This window comes from Devosia sp. A16, from assembly GCF_001402915.1.
Lineage (GTDB): Bacteria > Pseudomonadota > Alphaproteobacteria > Rhizobiales > Devosiaceae > Devosia_A.
This window is the reverse complement of the sequence record NZ_CP012945.1, coordinates 4758207-4772422: the sequence shown is the minus strand read 5'-3', so window position 1 is coordinate 4772422 and position 14216 is coordinate 4758207. Positions and strand designations below refer to the sequence as shown.

The 14216-nt window shown below is 64.4% G+C and carries 14 protein-coding genes; 8 read left to right on the top strand and 6 right to left on the bottom strand.

Features of this window, described 5'->3' with window-relative positions; translation table 11 throughout:
* Positions 1-60: 60 nt before the first annotated feature.
* Positions 61-2094, bottom strand: a complete 2034-nt coding sequence (gene parE, locus APS40_RS23000) for a DNA topoisomerase IV subunit B (protein ID WP_055049260.1) — start codon at positions 2092-2094, stop codon at positions 61-63.
* A gap of 395 nt (positions 2095-2489) precedes the next feature.
* Between parE and APS40_RS22995 the strand changes: the two genes are divergently transcribed.
* From APS40_RS22995 to APS40_RS22980, 5 genes are all read left to right on the top strand, one after another.
* Complete coding sequence (locus tag APS40_RS22995) at positions 2490-2912, top strand: hypothetical protein (protein WP_055049259.1); 423 nt, start codon at positions 2490-2492, stop codon at positions 2910-2912.
* A 101-nt stretch (positions 2913-3013) separates the two neighbouring features.
* Positions 3014-3340, top strand: a complete 327-nt coding sequence (locus tag APS40_RS22990) for a hypothetical protein (RefSeq protein ID WP_055049258.1) — start codon at positions 3014-3016, stop codon at positions 3338-3340.
* Positions 3341-3496: 156 nt separating this feature from the next.
* Positions 3497-3670 (top strand): hypothetical protein, encoded by a 174-nt coding sequence (locus APS40_RS25090; protein ID WP_156343053.1) that lies wholly within the window; start codon positions 3497-3499, stop codon positions 3668-3670.
* A 331-nt stretch (positions 3671-4001) separates the two neighbouring features.
* Positions 4002-5531, top strand: a complete 1530-nt coding sequence (locus tag APS40_RS22985; protein WP_055049257.1) for an ABC-F family ATP-binding cassette domain-containing protein — start codon at positions 4002-4004, stop codon at positions 5529-5531.
* Between the two features lie 185 nt (positions 5532-5716).
* Positions 5717-6406, top strand: a complete 690-nt coding sequence (locus APS40_RS22980) for a PilZ domain-containing protein (RefSeq protein WP_156343052.1) — start codon at positions 5717-5719, stop codon at positions 6404-6406.
* On the opposite strand, the gene APS40_RS22975 is transcribed toward APS40_RS22980, so the two are convergent.
* On the bottom strand, positions 6403-7014 hold the full coding sequence (locus APS40_RS22975; RefSeq protein WP_055049255.1) for a LysE family translocator: 612 nt from the start codon (positions 7012-7014) through the stop codon (positions 6403-6405). The genes APS40_RS22980 and APS40_RS22975 overlap by 4 nt on opposite strands.
* A gap of 115 nt (positions 7015-7129) precedes the next feature.
* Here APS40_RS22975 and APS40_RS22970 point away from each other — a divergent pair, with 115 nt between their 5' ends.
* The 3 genes from APS40_RS22970 to APS40_RS22960 all read left to right on the top strand — a co-directional run bounded on the left by APS40_RS22970 (position 7130) and on the right by APS40_RS22960 (position 9786).
* Positions 7130-7843, top strand: coding sequence for a hypothetical protein (locus tag APS40_RS22970; RefSeq protein ID WP_055049254.1), 714 nt, complete (start codon positions 7130-7132; stop codon positions 7841-7843).
* Between the two features lie 13 nt (positions 7844-7856).
* A complete protein-coding gene (locus APS40_RS22965) occupies positions 7857-8576 on the top strand; it encodes a helix-turn-helix domain-containing protein (RefSeq protein WP_055049253.1) in 720 nt (239 codons plus the stop codon).
* A gap of 64 nt (positions 8577-8640) precedes the next feature.
* Positions 8641-9786, top strand: a complete 1146-nt coding sequence (locus APS40_RS22960) for an epoxide hydrolase family protein (RefSeq protein WP_055049252.1) — start codon at positions 8641-8643, stop codon at positions 9784-9786.
* A gap of 84 nt (positions 9787-9870) precedes the next feature.
* Here the strand turns inward: APS40_RS22960 and APS40_RS22955 are convergent, their stop codons facing one another.
* The 4 genes from APS40_RS22955 to glnA all read right to left on the bottom strand — a co-directional run bounded on the left by APS40_RS22955 (position 9871) and on the right by glnA (position 14169).
* Entirely contained in the window at positions 9871-10878 is a 1008-nt protein-coding gene (locus tag APS40_RS22955; RefSeq protein ID WP_055049251.1) for an IS30 family transposase, read from the bottom strand.
* Positions 10879-11011: 133 nt separating this feature from the next.
* On the bottom strand, positions 11012-12001 hold the full coding sequence (locus APS40_RS22950) for a DUF808 domain-containing protein (RefSeq protein ID WP_055049250.1): 990 nt from the start codon (positions 11999-12001) through the stop codon (positions 11012-11014).
* Complete coding sequence (locus tag APS40_RS22945; RefSeq protein WP_055049249.1) at positions 11998-12621, bottom strand: nucleotidyltransferase domain-containing protein; 624 nt, start codon at positions 12619-12621, stop codon at positions 11998-12000. Before APS40_RS22945 ends, APS40_RS22950 begins: the two co-directional genes overlap by 4 nt.
* Positions 12622-12759: 138 nt before the next feature.
* On the bottom strand, positions 12760-14169 hold the full coding sequence (gene glnA / locus APS40_RS22940; protein WP_055049248.1) for a type I glutamate--ammonia ligase: 1410 nt from the start codon (positions 14167-14169) through the stop codon (positions 12760-12762).
* Positions 14170-14216: the final 47 nt, after the last annotated feature.

The window sequence follows — 14216 nt, the reverse complement described above, 5'->3', positions numbered from 1 at the left end:
GCGTCGAAAGCAGTCGCAAGGCGGCACGCTACCGTGCGAAGATCAGGCCGACTGGACCGGCTAGATATCGAGATCGGTAACGAAGGCTGCGTTTTCCTGGATGAAGTCGAAGCGTGCTTCCGGGCGGTTACCCATCAGGCGATCGACCGACAGTTTGGTTTCCTCAAAATCGTCGCGAATGCGGACCTGCAGCAATGTGCGGGTCTTCTTGTCCATCGTGGTTTCGCGCAGGTGGACATAGGGCATCTCGCCGAGGCCCTTGAAGCGGGTAATGTCGGGCTTCTTGCCCTTGAATTCGGTGGCCAGCAGTTCGTCGCGATGCCCGTCGTTCATCGCATAGGCGACCTTGGGGCCGGAGCTGATGCGGAACAGCGGCGGCATCGCGAGATATAGGTGCCCGCCCTCGATCAGCTTGGGCATCTCCTGAAAGAAGAAGGTCATCAGCAGCGAAGCGATGTGGGCGCCGTCGACATCGGCGTCGGTCATCAGGATGATCTTGTCGTAGCGCAGTTCGTCTTCGCGATAGCGTTCACGCGTGCCGCAGCCGAGCGCCTGGATCAGGTCGGCAATGGCCTGGCTGGCCTGGACCTTGTCGCGGGTGGCGCCGGCGACGTTGAGGATCTTGCCGCGCAGCGGCAGGATGGCCTGGCTCTTGCGGTCGCGCGCCTGCTTGGCGCTGCCGCCGGCCGAGTCGCCCTCGACGATGAAGATCTCGGCGCCCTGGGCGGCCGATTGCGTGCAGTCGGCCAGCTTGCCCGGCAAGCGGAGTTTCCGGGTCGCCGACTGGCGGTCGACCTCCTTCTCCTTTTTGCGCCGCAGGCGCTCTTCGGCGCGCTCGATAGCCCAGTCGAGCAGCTTCGACGCCTGGTTCGGCGAAGCGGCGAGCCAGTGGTCGAACGGGTCGCGGAGCGCGGTGTCGACGATGCGGGTGGCCTCGGGCGAACTCAGCTTGTCCTTGGTCTGGCCGACGAATTCCGGTTCGCGCACGAAGACCGACAGCATGGCCGAGCACTGCACCAGCACGTCCTCGGCGGTCAGCTGGGCGGCGCGCTTGTTGCCGGAGAGCTCGGCGTAGTTGCGCAACCCGCGGAGCAGGGCGACGCGCAGGCCCTGTTCATGCGTGCCGCCATCGCCGGTCGGCACCGTATTGCAGTAGGAGTTGACGAAGCCGTCGCCCAGGCACCAGGCCACGGCCCACTCGACCGAGCCGTGCGTGCCGGGCTTGCCGATGGTGCCCGAGAAGATGTCCTCGGCGATGCGCGGTTCGCCTTCGATGCGGTTGGCAAGGAAGTCGCGCAGGCCGCCGGGGAAATGGAAGGTGGCCTTGGCCGGCACGTCGGCGCTCGCCAGGCTCTCGTCGCAGGTCCAGCGGATCTCGACGCCGCCGAACAGATAGGCCTTCGAGCGCGTCATCTTGAACAGGCGGGCTGCCGAGAACTTGTGCTCGCCGAAGATTTCCGGATCGGGGTGGAAGCGTTGCGTGGTGCCGCGGCGGTTCTGCACCTTGCCGACGGTCTCGACGCCGCCGAGCGGTTTGCCGCGCGAGAACGCGATGCGATACAGCATCTGATCACGCGCCACTTCGGTAACGAGGCTGTCGGACAGGGCGTTGACCACCGAAACGCCGACGCCGTGCAGGCCGCCCGAAGTCTCGTAGGCCTTGCCATCGAACTTGCCGCCGGCATGCAGGCGGGTCATGACGATCTCGAGGGTCGACACGCCTGGGAATTTCGGATGGTTCTCGACCGGGATGCCGCGACCATTGTCGGTGACGGTCAGGAACCCGTCCTCACCCAGATGCACCTCGATGCGGCTGGCGTGGCCGGCAATCGCTTCGTCCATCGAGTTGTCGATGACTTCGGCAAACAGGTGGTGCAGCGCGTTGGCGTCGGTGCCGCCGATATACATGCCGGGGCGACGGCGAACCGGCTCGAGTCCTTCCAGCACCTCGATATCGGCAGCCGAATAGGTTGCAGCATGGGCGACGCTGGGGGCATTGGTGGCGGCCGGCGTTTTCGGCGTGGGGGGAGCAGGCGTGCGCTGCGGGGCAGGGTCCTCGCCATCAGGGCCGAAAAGGTCTTCGATCGCCGCCATGAAATCTCCGTCCGAGGCGCGAATCGGGCGCCTCACAAGCTCTAGCATACTTGCTGCTTTGGGTGGGTTAAGCGGGAGGTAGGGCGCTGCGCTCGAGCTGTCAACCGCTCGTGAACGGCATGTGAACGCACGGTTCCGCGAGCATTCAACGCCCCGGCCGTAATCCGGCGCACGAGATTGCGGAGCGCCCAGCCGGGGCCGGTAGGCAGTGCCCGGGCTGGGCGTTCGGCAATCTCACCTCGACCGCGCCTGATATCACCGCATCTCCCGCCATGCTGCCGTGCAACATGAACGCTGGATGAACGGGCGATACCGCATTGGTTAAGAATGGAACCTTTAGGGTCGTGGCACGCTAGCGGACCTGGCGCCTCAAGAAGACTCTATAGGAGACTACCATGACCCCGATGCTTTCCACTGTGATGAAGACCAGCCGCGCTGCGATCGTCGCCCTGACGCTCGGTGCCGCCGCCATCACCGCGATGCCGGCCCAGGCCCAGTCCGAACCGCAGTTCAGCTTCCAGTTGGGTATCAATGGCGGCGGTGACGCCCAGACCTTCAGCAAAGGTAACAGGCACACCCGCCCGCACTTCGATCGCTGCCTGACCAATCGTCAGGTCGAACGCGGGCTGCGCGACTATGGCTTCCGCAACGTCGATGTGATCCGCAACCTCGGCCGCGACCGCGTGCTGGTTGTCGCCTCGTGGCGGAACAAGGACTACGCGATGAAGGTCGATAAGTGCTCGGGCCGCGTCTACGACGTCAAGCGGCTGAAGAAGTTCCGCGGCCAGCCGGGCTTCAGCCTGCAGTTCAATTTCTGATCCAGTTCCGGCGGGAGCCGGATCCTCCCCTGTGCTCCCGCCCGATCCCGGCCCTCTCGAGGGCCGGGATTTTCGTTTCGGGAGCCGCAAAGGAGAACGATATGACAGCCACCATGCTTATGCGCGCCGCCGTGCTCGGCCTGGCGCTCGGCGCTTCGGTCCTCCCCGTTCAGGCGCAGGGGATGCAGTTCCAGTTCGGCTTGGGCACCGATGGTTTCGGTTTCCGCCGGCCGCTGGTGTGCATCGAGCTGACCGACCGTCAGATCCGCAATGCCGTGCGCGACCAGGGCTACAGGAACATCTCGCTCAACGTCGCCGATAACCGCCGCATCCAGGTGCGCGCGACCCGCGGCGGTTGGGTCTATCTGCTGCGCGTCTCGACCTGCACCGGCGCTATCCTCAGTCGAGAGAGACTGCGCCGGAGCTGACGAAACTCTCGCCGAACCCGGTGCGCCACATGGCGGAGCCGGGCAGGGCGCTTTGTTTTGGAGCAGCTGATTCAGACTTCGTTTGCTTCTCGGAAGCACTTTCTTAAGCGCTCGCCGCTATGAATTTCACATACGGTTTTTGTTCGGAGTAGCCGTATGCGCGCCCAAGCCAAGAGCGGTCTCGCGTATCTTGAGATCGATCGTCGGGCGCCACGCGACAGCGGATGGCAGCAGGCCGGATTTGATAGTTTTGCGTACCGGCTTGCCCATCTTGCCTTGCCTCGCTCCGTGATCCTCGCTGCCATCGCCACGCTGTTTTACCTGGTGTGAGGCGCTAGAGTTTCCTGCTTTCGCGGGAATGACCCGGTGGTGTGGCCACGGCGTGCAAAGCCTGCGCTTGACCTCGGCTTTCCAAGGGTGCACTACCAACGCCGTCCGCAATGCCAACCAAGGAGGGTCGCGTGGGCTATCGTCATGACCAGCACCGCAGTCGCGGCCCTGTTTCGGCCCTGCAGCTTTAGTTGCAGGGCTGGCCGAACGGGTCCGGACGTCCTCGTCGTCTCACACCATTCTGGTCTGCCCAAGCCGGCTCCGCTTCGCGCGTGAGCTATTGACGGCATCGGTCCCCCTGCGGACCGTCAGAATACCAGAGAGACACGAAATGGGCTCGATCAGCCTCAAGAACCTTTCCATTACCGCCACCGATCCGCTGTTTCGCGACCTGAGCCTGGTCGTCGCCGACGGCGATCGCGTCGGCCTCGTCGCCGGCAATGGCCTGGGCAAGACCTCGTTGCTGCGCGTCATTGCCGGGCTGGCCGAACCCACCAGCGGTGAGGTGATCCGGTCGCGCGGGCTGCGCATCGGCTATGTCGAACAGGACGTCCCGACGACGCTGATGCCGCTGACCATGCGCGACGCCGTGCTGGAGGCGCTGCCCGTAGCTTATCGTGACACCGACGCCTGGCGGGCCGACGTGGCGCTCGACGGGCTCGAGACACCCTACGAGTTGCGCGACCGGCCAGTGTCGGCGCTCAGCGGCGGCTGGCAGCGGCTGATGCTGATCTGTCGGGTCTGGGTCACCGACCCCGACGCGCTGCTGATGGACGAGCCGACCAACCATCTCGACCTCGCAAAACTGTTCCGTCTGGAGACCTGGCTCAACCGCGAGGCCCGCAACATTCCGTTGATCGTGGCCAGCCATGATCGCGACTTCCTCGACGCGGTGACCAACCGGACGCTGTTCCTCAGGCCGGGCACGTCGCGCTACATGGCGCTCGCCTATTCGGCGGCGCGGCGTGAGATCGAACGCGAGGACGCTTCGCAGGAAGCGCAGAACGAGCGCGATCTCAAGGAGGCCGGCAAGCTGCGCAAGCAGGCGGCCAAGCTCAACAATATCGGCATCAACTCAGGCAGCGACCTGCTGGTGGTCAAGACCAAGCAGTTGCGCGAGCGTGCCGCAAGGATCGAGGAAGCGGTGCGGCCGACGCATCGGGACCGCTCTGGCGAGATCCGGTTGAGCAATCGGGGCACGCACGCCAGGCTGCTGGTCGGGATCGAGGACGTGACGGTGACCACACCGGCCGGACAGGCGCTGTTCAGGATCGACAAGCTGCATATCTTCCAGGGAGACCGTGTGGTGCTGCTGGGCAAGAACGGCGCCGGCAAATCGCAACTGGTCAAGCTGATCCACCGCGCCATGGTCGAGCCGGACAGCGTTGCGGGAATCCACGTTACGCCCTCGCTGGTGCTGGGCTACACCGACCAGGATATGTCGCAGTTGCCGGTCAAGGAAACGCCGGAGAGCTTCATCTCGGTGGCCTTCAGGCAGCCCGACGCGCGGGTGCGGAGCCTCCTGGCCTCGGCCGGATTTGTGATCGAGAAGCAATCGAGGCCGATCGGACAGCTGAGCTTCGGACAACGGGCCCGGCTGGGGCTGCTGGCGTTACGGCTGACCGAGCCGAACTTCTACCTGATGGACGAGCCCACCAACCACGTCGACATCCCCGGTCGCGAAGCGCTGGAGAGCGAAATCCTGGCGCATGAGGCAACGGCCGTGCTGGTGTCGCACGATCGCAGCTTCGTGCGGAACGTGGGCACGCGCTACCTTGAGATCAGCGGCAGGCGACTCAAGGAAGTCGACGGACCCGAGGCGTTCTTCGATGACATGATTCTCGAAGCTGAGGCGTCATAGACCTTTTTGGCGCAGTACAAATGGCCATTTTGGGTTTGAGTTACTGGGAAACGCGAGCGAATAGTCCCGCAGATGGGCGGAATGCTCCGGATTCTGGGCAAAATACTGCCGGATCGTCTTGGCGGTAACGTCTGATTCATAACCCCATATGCAATCTTGCGTAGCGTTTGCAGGATCAGTCGAAGATGGCTCAGACGATGCAGAATGGAATGCCCGGAGCAGCGGCCAAGCTCAGGGACGTGCGTTTCATCGGGGACGTGATGGGCAGTTACGTCCTCGCAAACCGTGCGCAGACACCGGGCGCCGTGCAGGTGTTTGCCTGCCGATCCCGAAGCGTCTCGCCGCACGAGGCAGTCGTGAATGCGCCGGTCAGCGGACAGCCGGGCGATGCGTTGACGATGACACTGCAGGGGCTGGGCATTGTCCGTGGCAGGATCAGCCGGGTCCTCGACGGGGGCTTTGCCGTGGCGTTCGAGTGCAGCGAACAGGAGCGTGCGGCGCTCGGTGCGCGGATCGACTGGTTGAAGCGCCGAACTTTGAAGACAGTCAGCGACCGTCGCGCGCACAAGCGCGTGTTGCCCCGCGAGACGCGGGCCAGCCTGACGCTCGGCGACGGCAGGCGCTTTGACTGCTTTATCATCGATATGTCGCAGTCGGGCGTGGCGCTCTCGGCCGATACACTGCCGCCGCTTGGCTCGATCGCGGCCGTTGGAGCCGTACCCGGCCGAGTTGTCCGGCACATAGAGACGGGCTTTGCCGTGCAGTTCGGACAAATCCAGCAGATCGACCAGCTCGAGGCGCTGCTCACGCTCAAGACCAGCGATCAGCGGGTACTGCCGGGAGCCGAGCCGAGCCTGTCTCCCGACGCAGGTTAGGGCTGGGTGAATGCCAGTTTGGCGCCGAGCGCCACGAAGATGGTCGCGAAGCTGCGCCGCATCCAGGTGAGGACCCGTGGTCGGGTGACGATGTGCTGCCGCACCGCGGCGGCGAAGACGCCATAGACCGCGAAGATCACGAAGGTCGCGGCCATGAACACTGCACTCAGTTCCAGCATCCGGGGCAGGGCCTCGCTCGAATCCGTCCCGACAAACTGCGGCAGAAAGGCGAAGAAGAAGATCGAGAGTTTCGGGTTGAGGACGTTGATCAGAACGCCTGAGACCAGGACCTGGCGCGCCGATTTCGGCGGCGCCTGCGTCTCGACGCTCAGCGCACCTTTTTCCCTGAGCGTGGCCCAGGCCATGTAGAGCAGATAGGCGACCCCGAGATACTTGATGATCTCGAACGCCAGCGCGCTGGTGTGGAGCAGGGCGGCTAGGCCGGTAACGGCGGCAGCCATATGCGGGATGATGCCCAGGGTGCAGGCGAAGGCAGCAAGGATGCTGGCGCGCGCGCCACGGGTAAGCCCGGCCGCCAGCGTATAGAGGACGCCGGCGCCGGGGGAGGCGACGATCACCAGGGTGGTGATAAGGAATTCTGGTGTCATGGCTGGCTCCGACGCGGTGGCGGGATCATAGCCATCGCATGGCGCTGCGCCAGAGGGCTGTCGCAGCGTCGCGGATACCGCTAGTGCTGGGCCGAACAACGGCAAGGAGGCACGCGTGCTGCCATGGATTGAGCTCGATCGCGCCAAGGTGCCAGGTGGTGGCGAGTTTGTGCTGCGCCAGCGCGGAACCGAGTTCACCATCTTTGCCGGAACCATCGGGCTGATGGGCAGCCGGATGAGCGGTTCGGAAGAGGCGCTGGCGAGCCTGGCGGCGGAACGGCTCGCGGGCCGTACGCGACAACGTTGGCTGATCGGTGGCCTCGGCATGGGGTTCACGTTGCGGGCGGCGCTGAAGGTCGCGCCGCCGGACACCGAACTGGTGGTGGTGGAACTGGTCCCGGGGGTGATCAAGTGGGCGCGCGGCGTGCTGGCCGAGATTCACGGCGACAGCCTTGATGACCCGCGCGTACAGTTGCGCGAGGGCGATGTCGGCAGCGCCATGTCGGGCGATACGCAGAAATTCGACGCCATCCTGCTCGACGTGGATAATGGTCCGGAGGGCCTGTCGCGGCCGGCCAATGACCGGCTCTACAGCCATGGTGGAATCGCCGCCGCCAAGGCGGCATTGCGACCCGGCGGCGTGGTTGCGGTCTGGTCGGTGGCGCCCGACGCGAAGTTCACCACGCGCCTGCAACAGTCAGGCATGGCGGTCGAGGAGTTGCGGGTGCGGGCAGGCACCACTGGGCGCGGCGCCCGGCACGTGATCTGGATGGCGACCAATCGGACGCCGGCCGCACGACAGGCATTTGGTTCGTCGCGCCGCAACTGATAGGCTCGATCGCATGAAGCGCATCGTGCAGACGCGACCGATCGACTCCCCGCTCGTCGAGAGCATCAGCTCCGTTCGTTTCGACACGACCGGCACGACCCTGATGCAGCCCGACGGCTGCTGGGATATCGCCATCATCAAGCGCGGCGACGAAACCCTGGTGTTGCGCACCGGCCTGACTACGCAGCCGGTGGTCTATGAGCATGAGGCCGGCGACGAGCAACTGGTGATCTCGTTCAAGCCGCACAGCTTCATGCCGCTGATGCCCGGCGACATCATGCGCGATGAAGGCGTGATGCTGGAGAAGTTCGGCAAGGGTGGCTTCTGGATCGGCACCGACGTGCGGGAGATCCCCACCTTCGAGAACGCCGACGTCTTCGTCGAGCGGCTGGTGCGCGACGGCATCGTCGACAGCAATGCGTTGGTGGCTTCGGTGGTCGACGGACAGCCCAAGGCGATGACCGAGCGGACGCTGCAGCGGCATTTCCTCAGGACGACCGGTCTCACGTACAAGCACTTCACCCTCGTGCAGCGGGCGCAGAAGGCCGTCGCCATGCTGCAGATGGGGCGCCCCGCGGTCGATGTCGCACTGGCGCTGGGCTTCTCCGATCAGGCGCACATGATCAATTCGCTCAAGGTGATCATGGGCCAGACACCCAAGGAGATCGTTCGCGCGACGACGAACGAGGTCGTGAGCGGCCCGCCAAGCACGGTTGTCGGAAACTTCCAATAATCCCGGATGGGGTCTGGGTACGAAGGGGGGTCTTCAACGATCACCCCCGGAACGGAGTCTCCAAATGGCCACCATCACCCCCTTCAAGATCGACGTTTCCGCCGCCGCGCTGCAGGACCTCAAGGATCGTCTGGTCCGCACCGTGATGCCGAGCGAGGTCGATGGCAGCTGGGCTGCCGGCCCGACCAATGCCTATGTCCGCGGCGCCGTCGACCGGCTGCTCAATGGCTTCGACTGGCGGAAGGCCGAGGCCGAGATCAACGCGCTGCCGCAGTTCACCACTGAGATCGACGGCCAGAACGTCCACTTCATCCACGTGAAGTCGGCTGAGCAGAATGCGACGCCGCTGCTGCTGATCCATGGCTGGCCCGGCTCGATCGTCGAGTTCCTCGACGTCATCGGGCCGCTGACCGATCCAGTGGCGCATGGTGGGAGGCCCGAGGACGCGTTCGACGTGGTGGTCCCCTCGCTGCCCGGCTTCGGCTTCTCCGGCCCGACCCATGAGGCCGGCTGGAACAATATCCGGATCGGCAAGGCGTTCATCGAGCTGATGCGCCGGCTGGGCTACCAGCGCTTCGGGGTGCAGGGCGGCGATGCCGGCGCCATCATCGGGCCCGAGATCGGCCGGCTGGCGCCGGAGCGGATCATCGGCATCCACCTCAACGCCGCGACCATGGGCTTCATTCCGTTCGGGCCTGTGTCGCCCGAGGAGATCGCGACCTTCACCGATAGCGAGAAGCTGCGCCTGCAGCGGGTGCAGCGCTTCATGGCGGAGCACTTCGGCTTCAACGTCATGCAGTCGAGCCGCCCGCAGACGCTGGCCTATGGCATCTCGGACTCGCCGGCGGGGCTGCTGGCCTGGATCAGCGAGCTGTTCACCAGCTTCGGCGATCGCATCGACGCTGTCCCGATGGACCGGTTCCTCACCAACTTCATGATCTACTGGTTCACCGGCACGGCCGCCTCGTCGATCCGGCTCTACTACGAGAACGCCCATGATCCGGAGGCCTGGTCGCCAAAGGCCAACTCCGGCGTGCCGACCGGTGTCGCGGTGTTCGGCTTCGATGAGGTGCCGATCCGTCGCTATGGCGAGACCAGCAACACCATCGTGCGCTGGAACGAGTTCGATGTCGGCGGGCACTATGCGGTGCTGGAAGTGCCTCAGGTGTGGGTCGGCGATGTGCGCGGGTTCTTCAGTCAGATCGGCTGAACGCTGGCGCGGCAGTTGTGAGAAAGGGCCCTCGAGAGCCCTTTCTTGCGTCTCCGCCGCGGGGCGGTCGAACCATCCGCGATGTCATCCCAGCGAAAGCTGGGAGGTGGATTCACATTTCAAGTGCAACAGGCGTTTTGAGAAGACCTCGGCTGGGGTTTTGAAGCCGAGGCATTTGCGTGGCGTATTGTTGAGGTCGTTGGCGAGTTCCTGCAGGTGCTCGTCAGAGAAGCTGCCGGGATCGGTTCCGCGCGGGATGTACCGGCGCAACCGGCCATTGGCGTTTTCGACGCCGCCCTTCTGCCAGGGACTATGGGGATCGCAGAAGTAGGTATCGATGCCGCCCGGGTTGAGCTGATGATGCTCGAAGAACTCGGTGCCGTTGTCCTGGGTGAGGGAGCGGCGCATTTGCGGCGGCAGGGCACTGAACCAGCACTTGATGCGGTCGACGACGAGCTGGGCATGCTTGCTTGGCTGCTTGGCGAGCAGGATGAAGCGGGTGCTGCGCTCCTGAACCACCAGGATGGCGGCGCCGGATTTGCGCGGATGCAGCAGGTCGGCCTCCCAGTGCCCGCACTGACGACGGTTGTTGACGTGCGCCGGCCGGCAATCGATCGAGACGCGGTCCTTGATATGCTCCATGGGGCGGTGCGGCCGGCGGCGCCAGCCACGCTTGCTCTTGGCTTGCGGCAGATAGTGGCGCCACTCGTAGCGGTTGGTGCGCCGGATCTGGGCATAGATGAAACGATAGATGCTCTCATGGCTGATGCGCATGCTAGAGTTGCCCTGCGTCAGCCGTCCTGAGATCTGTTCGGGCGACCATCCCATTGCAAGGCGGTCCAGCACGAACTGGCGTAGGACCGGCTGACGCGCCAGCCGGCTGCCCCGCCAGCGCCGCGCCCGGGCCTGCTCGTCGGCATAGGCCGGCTTGTAGCCCACTTGCACACCGCTGTTGCGATTCAGCTCCCGACTGATCGTCGATGCCGGGCGATCCAAACGCGTAGCGATTTTCCCGAGCGAATGCCCCTCTGCTCGAAGACAGGCAATCGCACTTCTCTCGTCCAGCGAGAGCTGCTCATAATAGGTTCCCATTGCAACATGACCTTAGCAGGCTGTTGCACTTCGTTTGTGAGTCTAACGGACCCAACTCTCCACTGGCGCGGGCTGCGAAATGGGTCCCAGCTTTCGCTGGGATGACAGCCGGCGGGTGGAGAAACACCGCGCATCAGGTCGCTGGCTTCTGCGGGAACAGGCTACGAATGGCTTTCCAGGCCGGGCCGATCAGCTTGCCGGCGACCGGGATCAGCAGCAGCCCGAGCGCGAAACCCAGCACCAGGTCGGCGAGGATGGTGGCAAGGCCTTCGATGAAGCCGCCAAGCGCCGGCAGCATTTCCTCCGCGCCGTGGGCGACGGCCTCGATGAGGTGTTCGATCTGGGTGAGACCGAATTCGGCAAGGCCATGAACGATGATGCCGCCGCCCACCCAGATCATCGCCGCGGTGCCGACGATGCTGAGCGTCTGCATCACCCAGGGCATGGCGATGAGAATGCCGCGGCCGGTGGCGCGCCCCGCACCGGTGCGGCCCTTGCGGGCGAGCATCAGGCCGAAATCATCGGCTTTGACGATCAGCGCCACCGCGCCGTAGACCGCTGCGGTGATGCCGAAGGCGACGACCACCAGCACCACCGCCTGTTCCCAGAACGGCAGGCCGGGCAGGGCGGCGAGCGCGATGGTCATGATCTCGGCCGAGAGGATGAAATCGGTCTGGATGGCGCCGGCAACGCGCTCTTCCTCGAGCTTTTTCGGGTCGGCCGCAACGGGGGCGGTCGCTTCGGCCTCGTGCGCGTGCGCCTCGTGCGGGAACAGCGCCTCGAACACCTTCTCGGCGCCCTCGTAGCAGAGATAGGCGCCGCCCAGCATCAGCAACGGCGTGATCAGCCAGGGCGCGAAGAAGCTCAGAGCCAGCGCTGCCGGCAGTAGAATCAGCAGCTTGTTGCGAATCGAGCCCACGGCGATGCGCCAGACGATCGGCAACTCGCGGTCGGCGGAAAAGCCGGTGACGTAGTTGGGGGTCACCGCAGTGTCGTCGATCACCGCACCGGCGGCTTTCAATCCGGCCTTGGCCGCCTGTCCCGCGACATCGTCGATGGAAGCAGCGGCCACCTTGGCAAGGGCGGTCACGTCGTCGAGCAGGCCGAGTAGTCCAACACTCATTGGAGAGTACCATCCTTGCGGGCGCCAGGCGCCTCAATATCGAAAAATGTCGGCAGAGATTCCGGATGCGCCGCCGCTATCGCCGAACGGAGCCAGAGCCGCGCCGGCTCGTCAAGGCGCGGTACGTAGCGCGAGAGGTCGAGCAGATCCTTGTCGCGCGGCTGCTTGCATTTGTAGAGCAGCTGGATCTCCGGTGCGATGATCGGCCAGCCCGACGGGGTGCGCCTGAACACCAGATCCAGCGGCTTCCGCACCGATGGTTCCCGTCGATAGACCCATTGCCCGTCCGACTGCGCCTCCGCCACGATCTCGAAATCCCACAACATCTCGCCCTGGCGTCGAAGCCAGAGGCTGAACGGAGAGACAGGAAGGGCGGTTCCCAACAGGTAGGGCGTCAGCTGCTTGTCGCGCGCGACGGCGATCTCGAAGCCGGCCAGGAGCGGGAGCAGGGCTGGCAGGTCGGCAAGAAGGCAGCTGATCTCGATATCGGAATGCGGGCGACTGATCTCCCCCTGCCACAGGTCGAGCGCCCAGCCGCCGGCAATCCCCCAGGGTACCTCGGCGTCGGCGAGCCAGCCGGCAAGCTCGGCGGGTGATGTCTCGCGCCAGCGACCCGTCATCAGAGGTTGCTCAGGCGGGCGACGCGCAGGATTTTCCGGTTCATGGGGAGAAGTGTTCCGCGCGGCGACTTGACTGTCCACTGAAAAGCAGAAGGGCCCGTTGCCGGGCCCTTCCATATCTAGTCGATCGTTCGGCGCTTAGGCGGAGTAGTACATCTCGTACTCGACCGGGTGCGGGGTGTGCTCGAACTTGATGACTTCGGTCATCTTCAGCTCGATGTAGCTATCGATCTGGTCGTCATCGAACACGCCGCCGGCCTTGAGGAAGTCGCGATCCTTGTCGAGGGACTCGAGGGCTTCGCGCAGCGAGCCGCAAACGGTCGGGATCTGCTTGAGCTCCTCCTTGGGCAGTTCGTACAGATCCTTGTCCATCGGGTCGCCCGGGTGAATCTTGTTTTTGATGCCGTCGAGGCCGGCCATCAGCAGCGCGGCAAAGCCGAGATAGGGGTTGGCCAGCGGATCGGGGAAGCGGACTTCGACGCGCTTCGACTTCGGCGACTGGCCGAAGGGAATGCGGCACGACGCCGAGCGGTTGCGCGCCGAATAGGCGAGCAGCACCGGAGCTTCGAAGCCCGGCACCAGGCGCTTGTAGCTGTTGGTGGTCGGGTTGGTGAAAGCGTTGATCGCCTTGGCGTGCTTGATCACGCCGCCGATGTAGTAGAGCGCTTCCATCGACAGGCCGGCATACTGGTCACCGGCGAAGAGCGGCTTGCCGTCCTTCCAGATCGACTGGTGGCAGTGCATGCCCGAGCCGTTGTCGCCGTAAACCGGCTTGGGCATGAAGGTCACGGTCTTGCCGTAGGCCTGGGCGACCTGCTGGATCACGTACTTGTAGATCTGCACGTCGTCGGCCGACTTGATGATCGGGGCAAACTTGATGCCCAGTTCATGCTGGGCCGAAGCCACTTCGTGGTGGTGCTTTTCGACGGTGACGCCCATCGAGGCCATGGCAGCCAGCATTTCGCCGCGCATGTCCTGCGCGCTGTCGAGCGGCGGAACCGGGAAGTAGCCCTTCTTGAGCCCGATGTGGTGGCCGGTATTGCCGGACTCGTACTCGGTGTCGTTGTTGGACGGCAGTTCCGAATGATCGACCGAGAAGCCCACCTTGTAGGTGGTGTTCGAGTAGCGGACGTCGTCGAAGATGAAGAATTCGGGCTCGGGGCCGAACACCACGGTGTCGCCGATGCCGAGTTCCTTGACATAAGCCTCGGCCTTCTTGGCCGTGGTGCGCGGGTCGCGGTTATACGGCTGGTAGGTCAGCGGCTCGAGAATGTCGCAGTTGATGGCGAGGGTCGGGGCGCCGAAGAACGGGTCGATATAGGCCGAGTTCGGATCGGGCATCAGCACCATGTCGGACTCGTTGATGGCCTTCCAGCCAGCGATCGAGGAACCGTCGAACATGGTCCCTTCCTCAAAGAGATCCTCATCGACGACCGTCACATCCATGGTGACGTGCTGCAGCTTGCCGCGCGGGTCGGTGAAGCGGAGGTCGACGTACTTGATGTCCTCGTCTTTGATCTTCTTGAGGATGTCGCTTCCAGTGGTCATTAGGTTCCCCTGTGTAAGTCTGGAGTTGATGCTAGGGCAGGTAGACG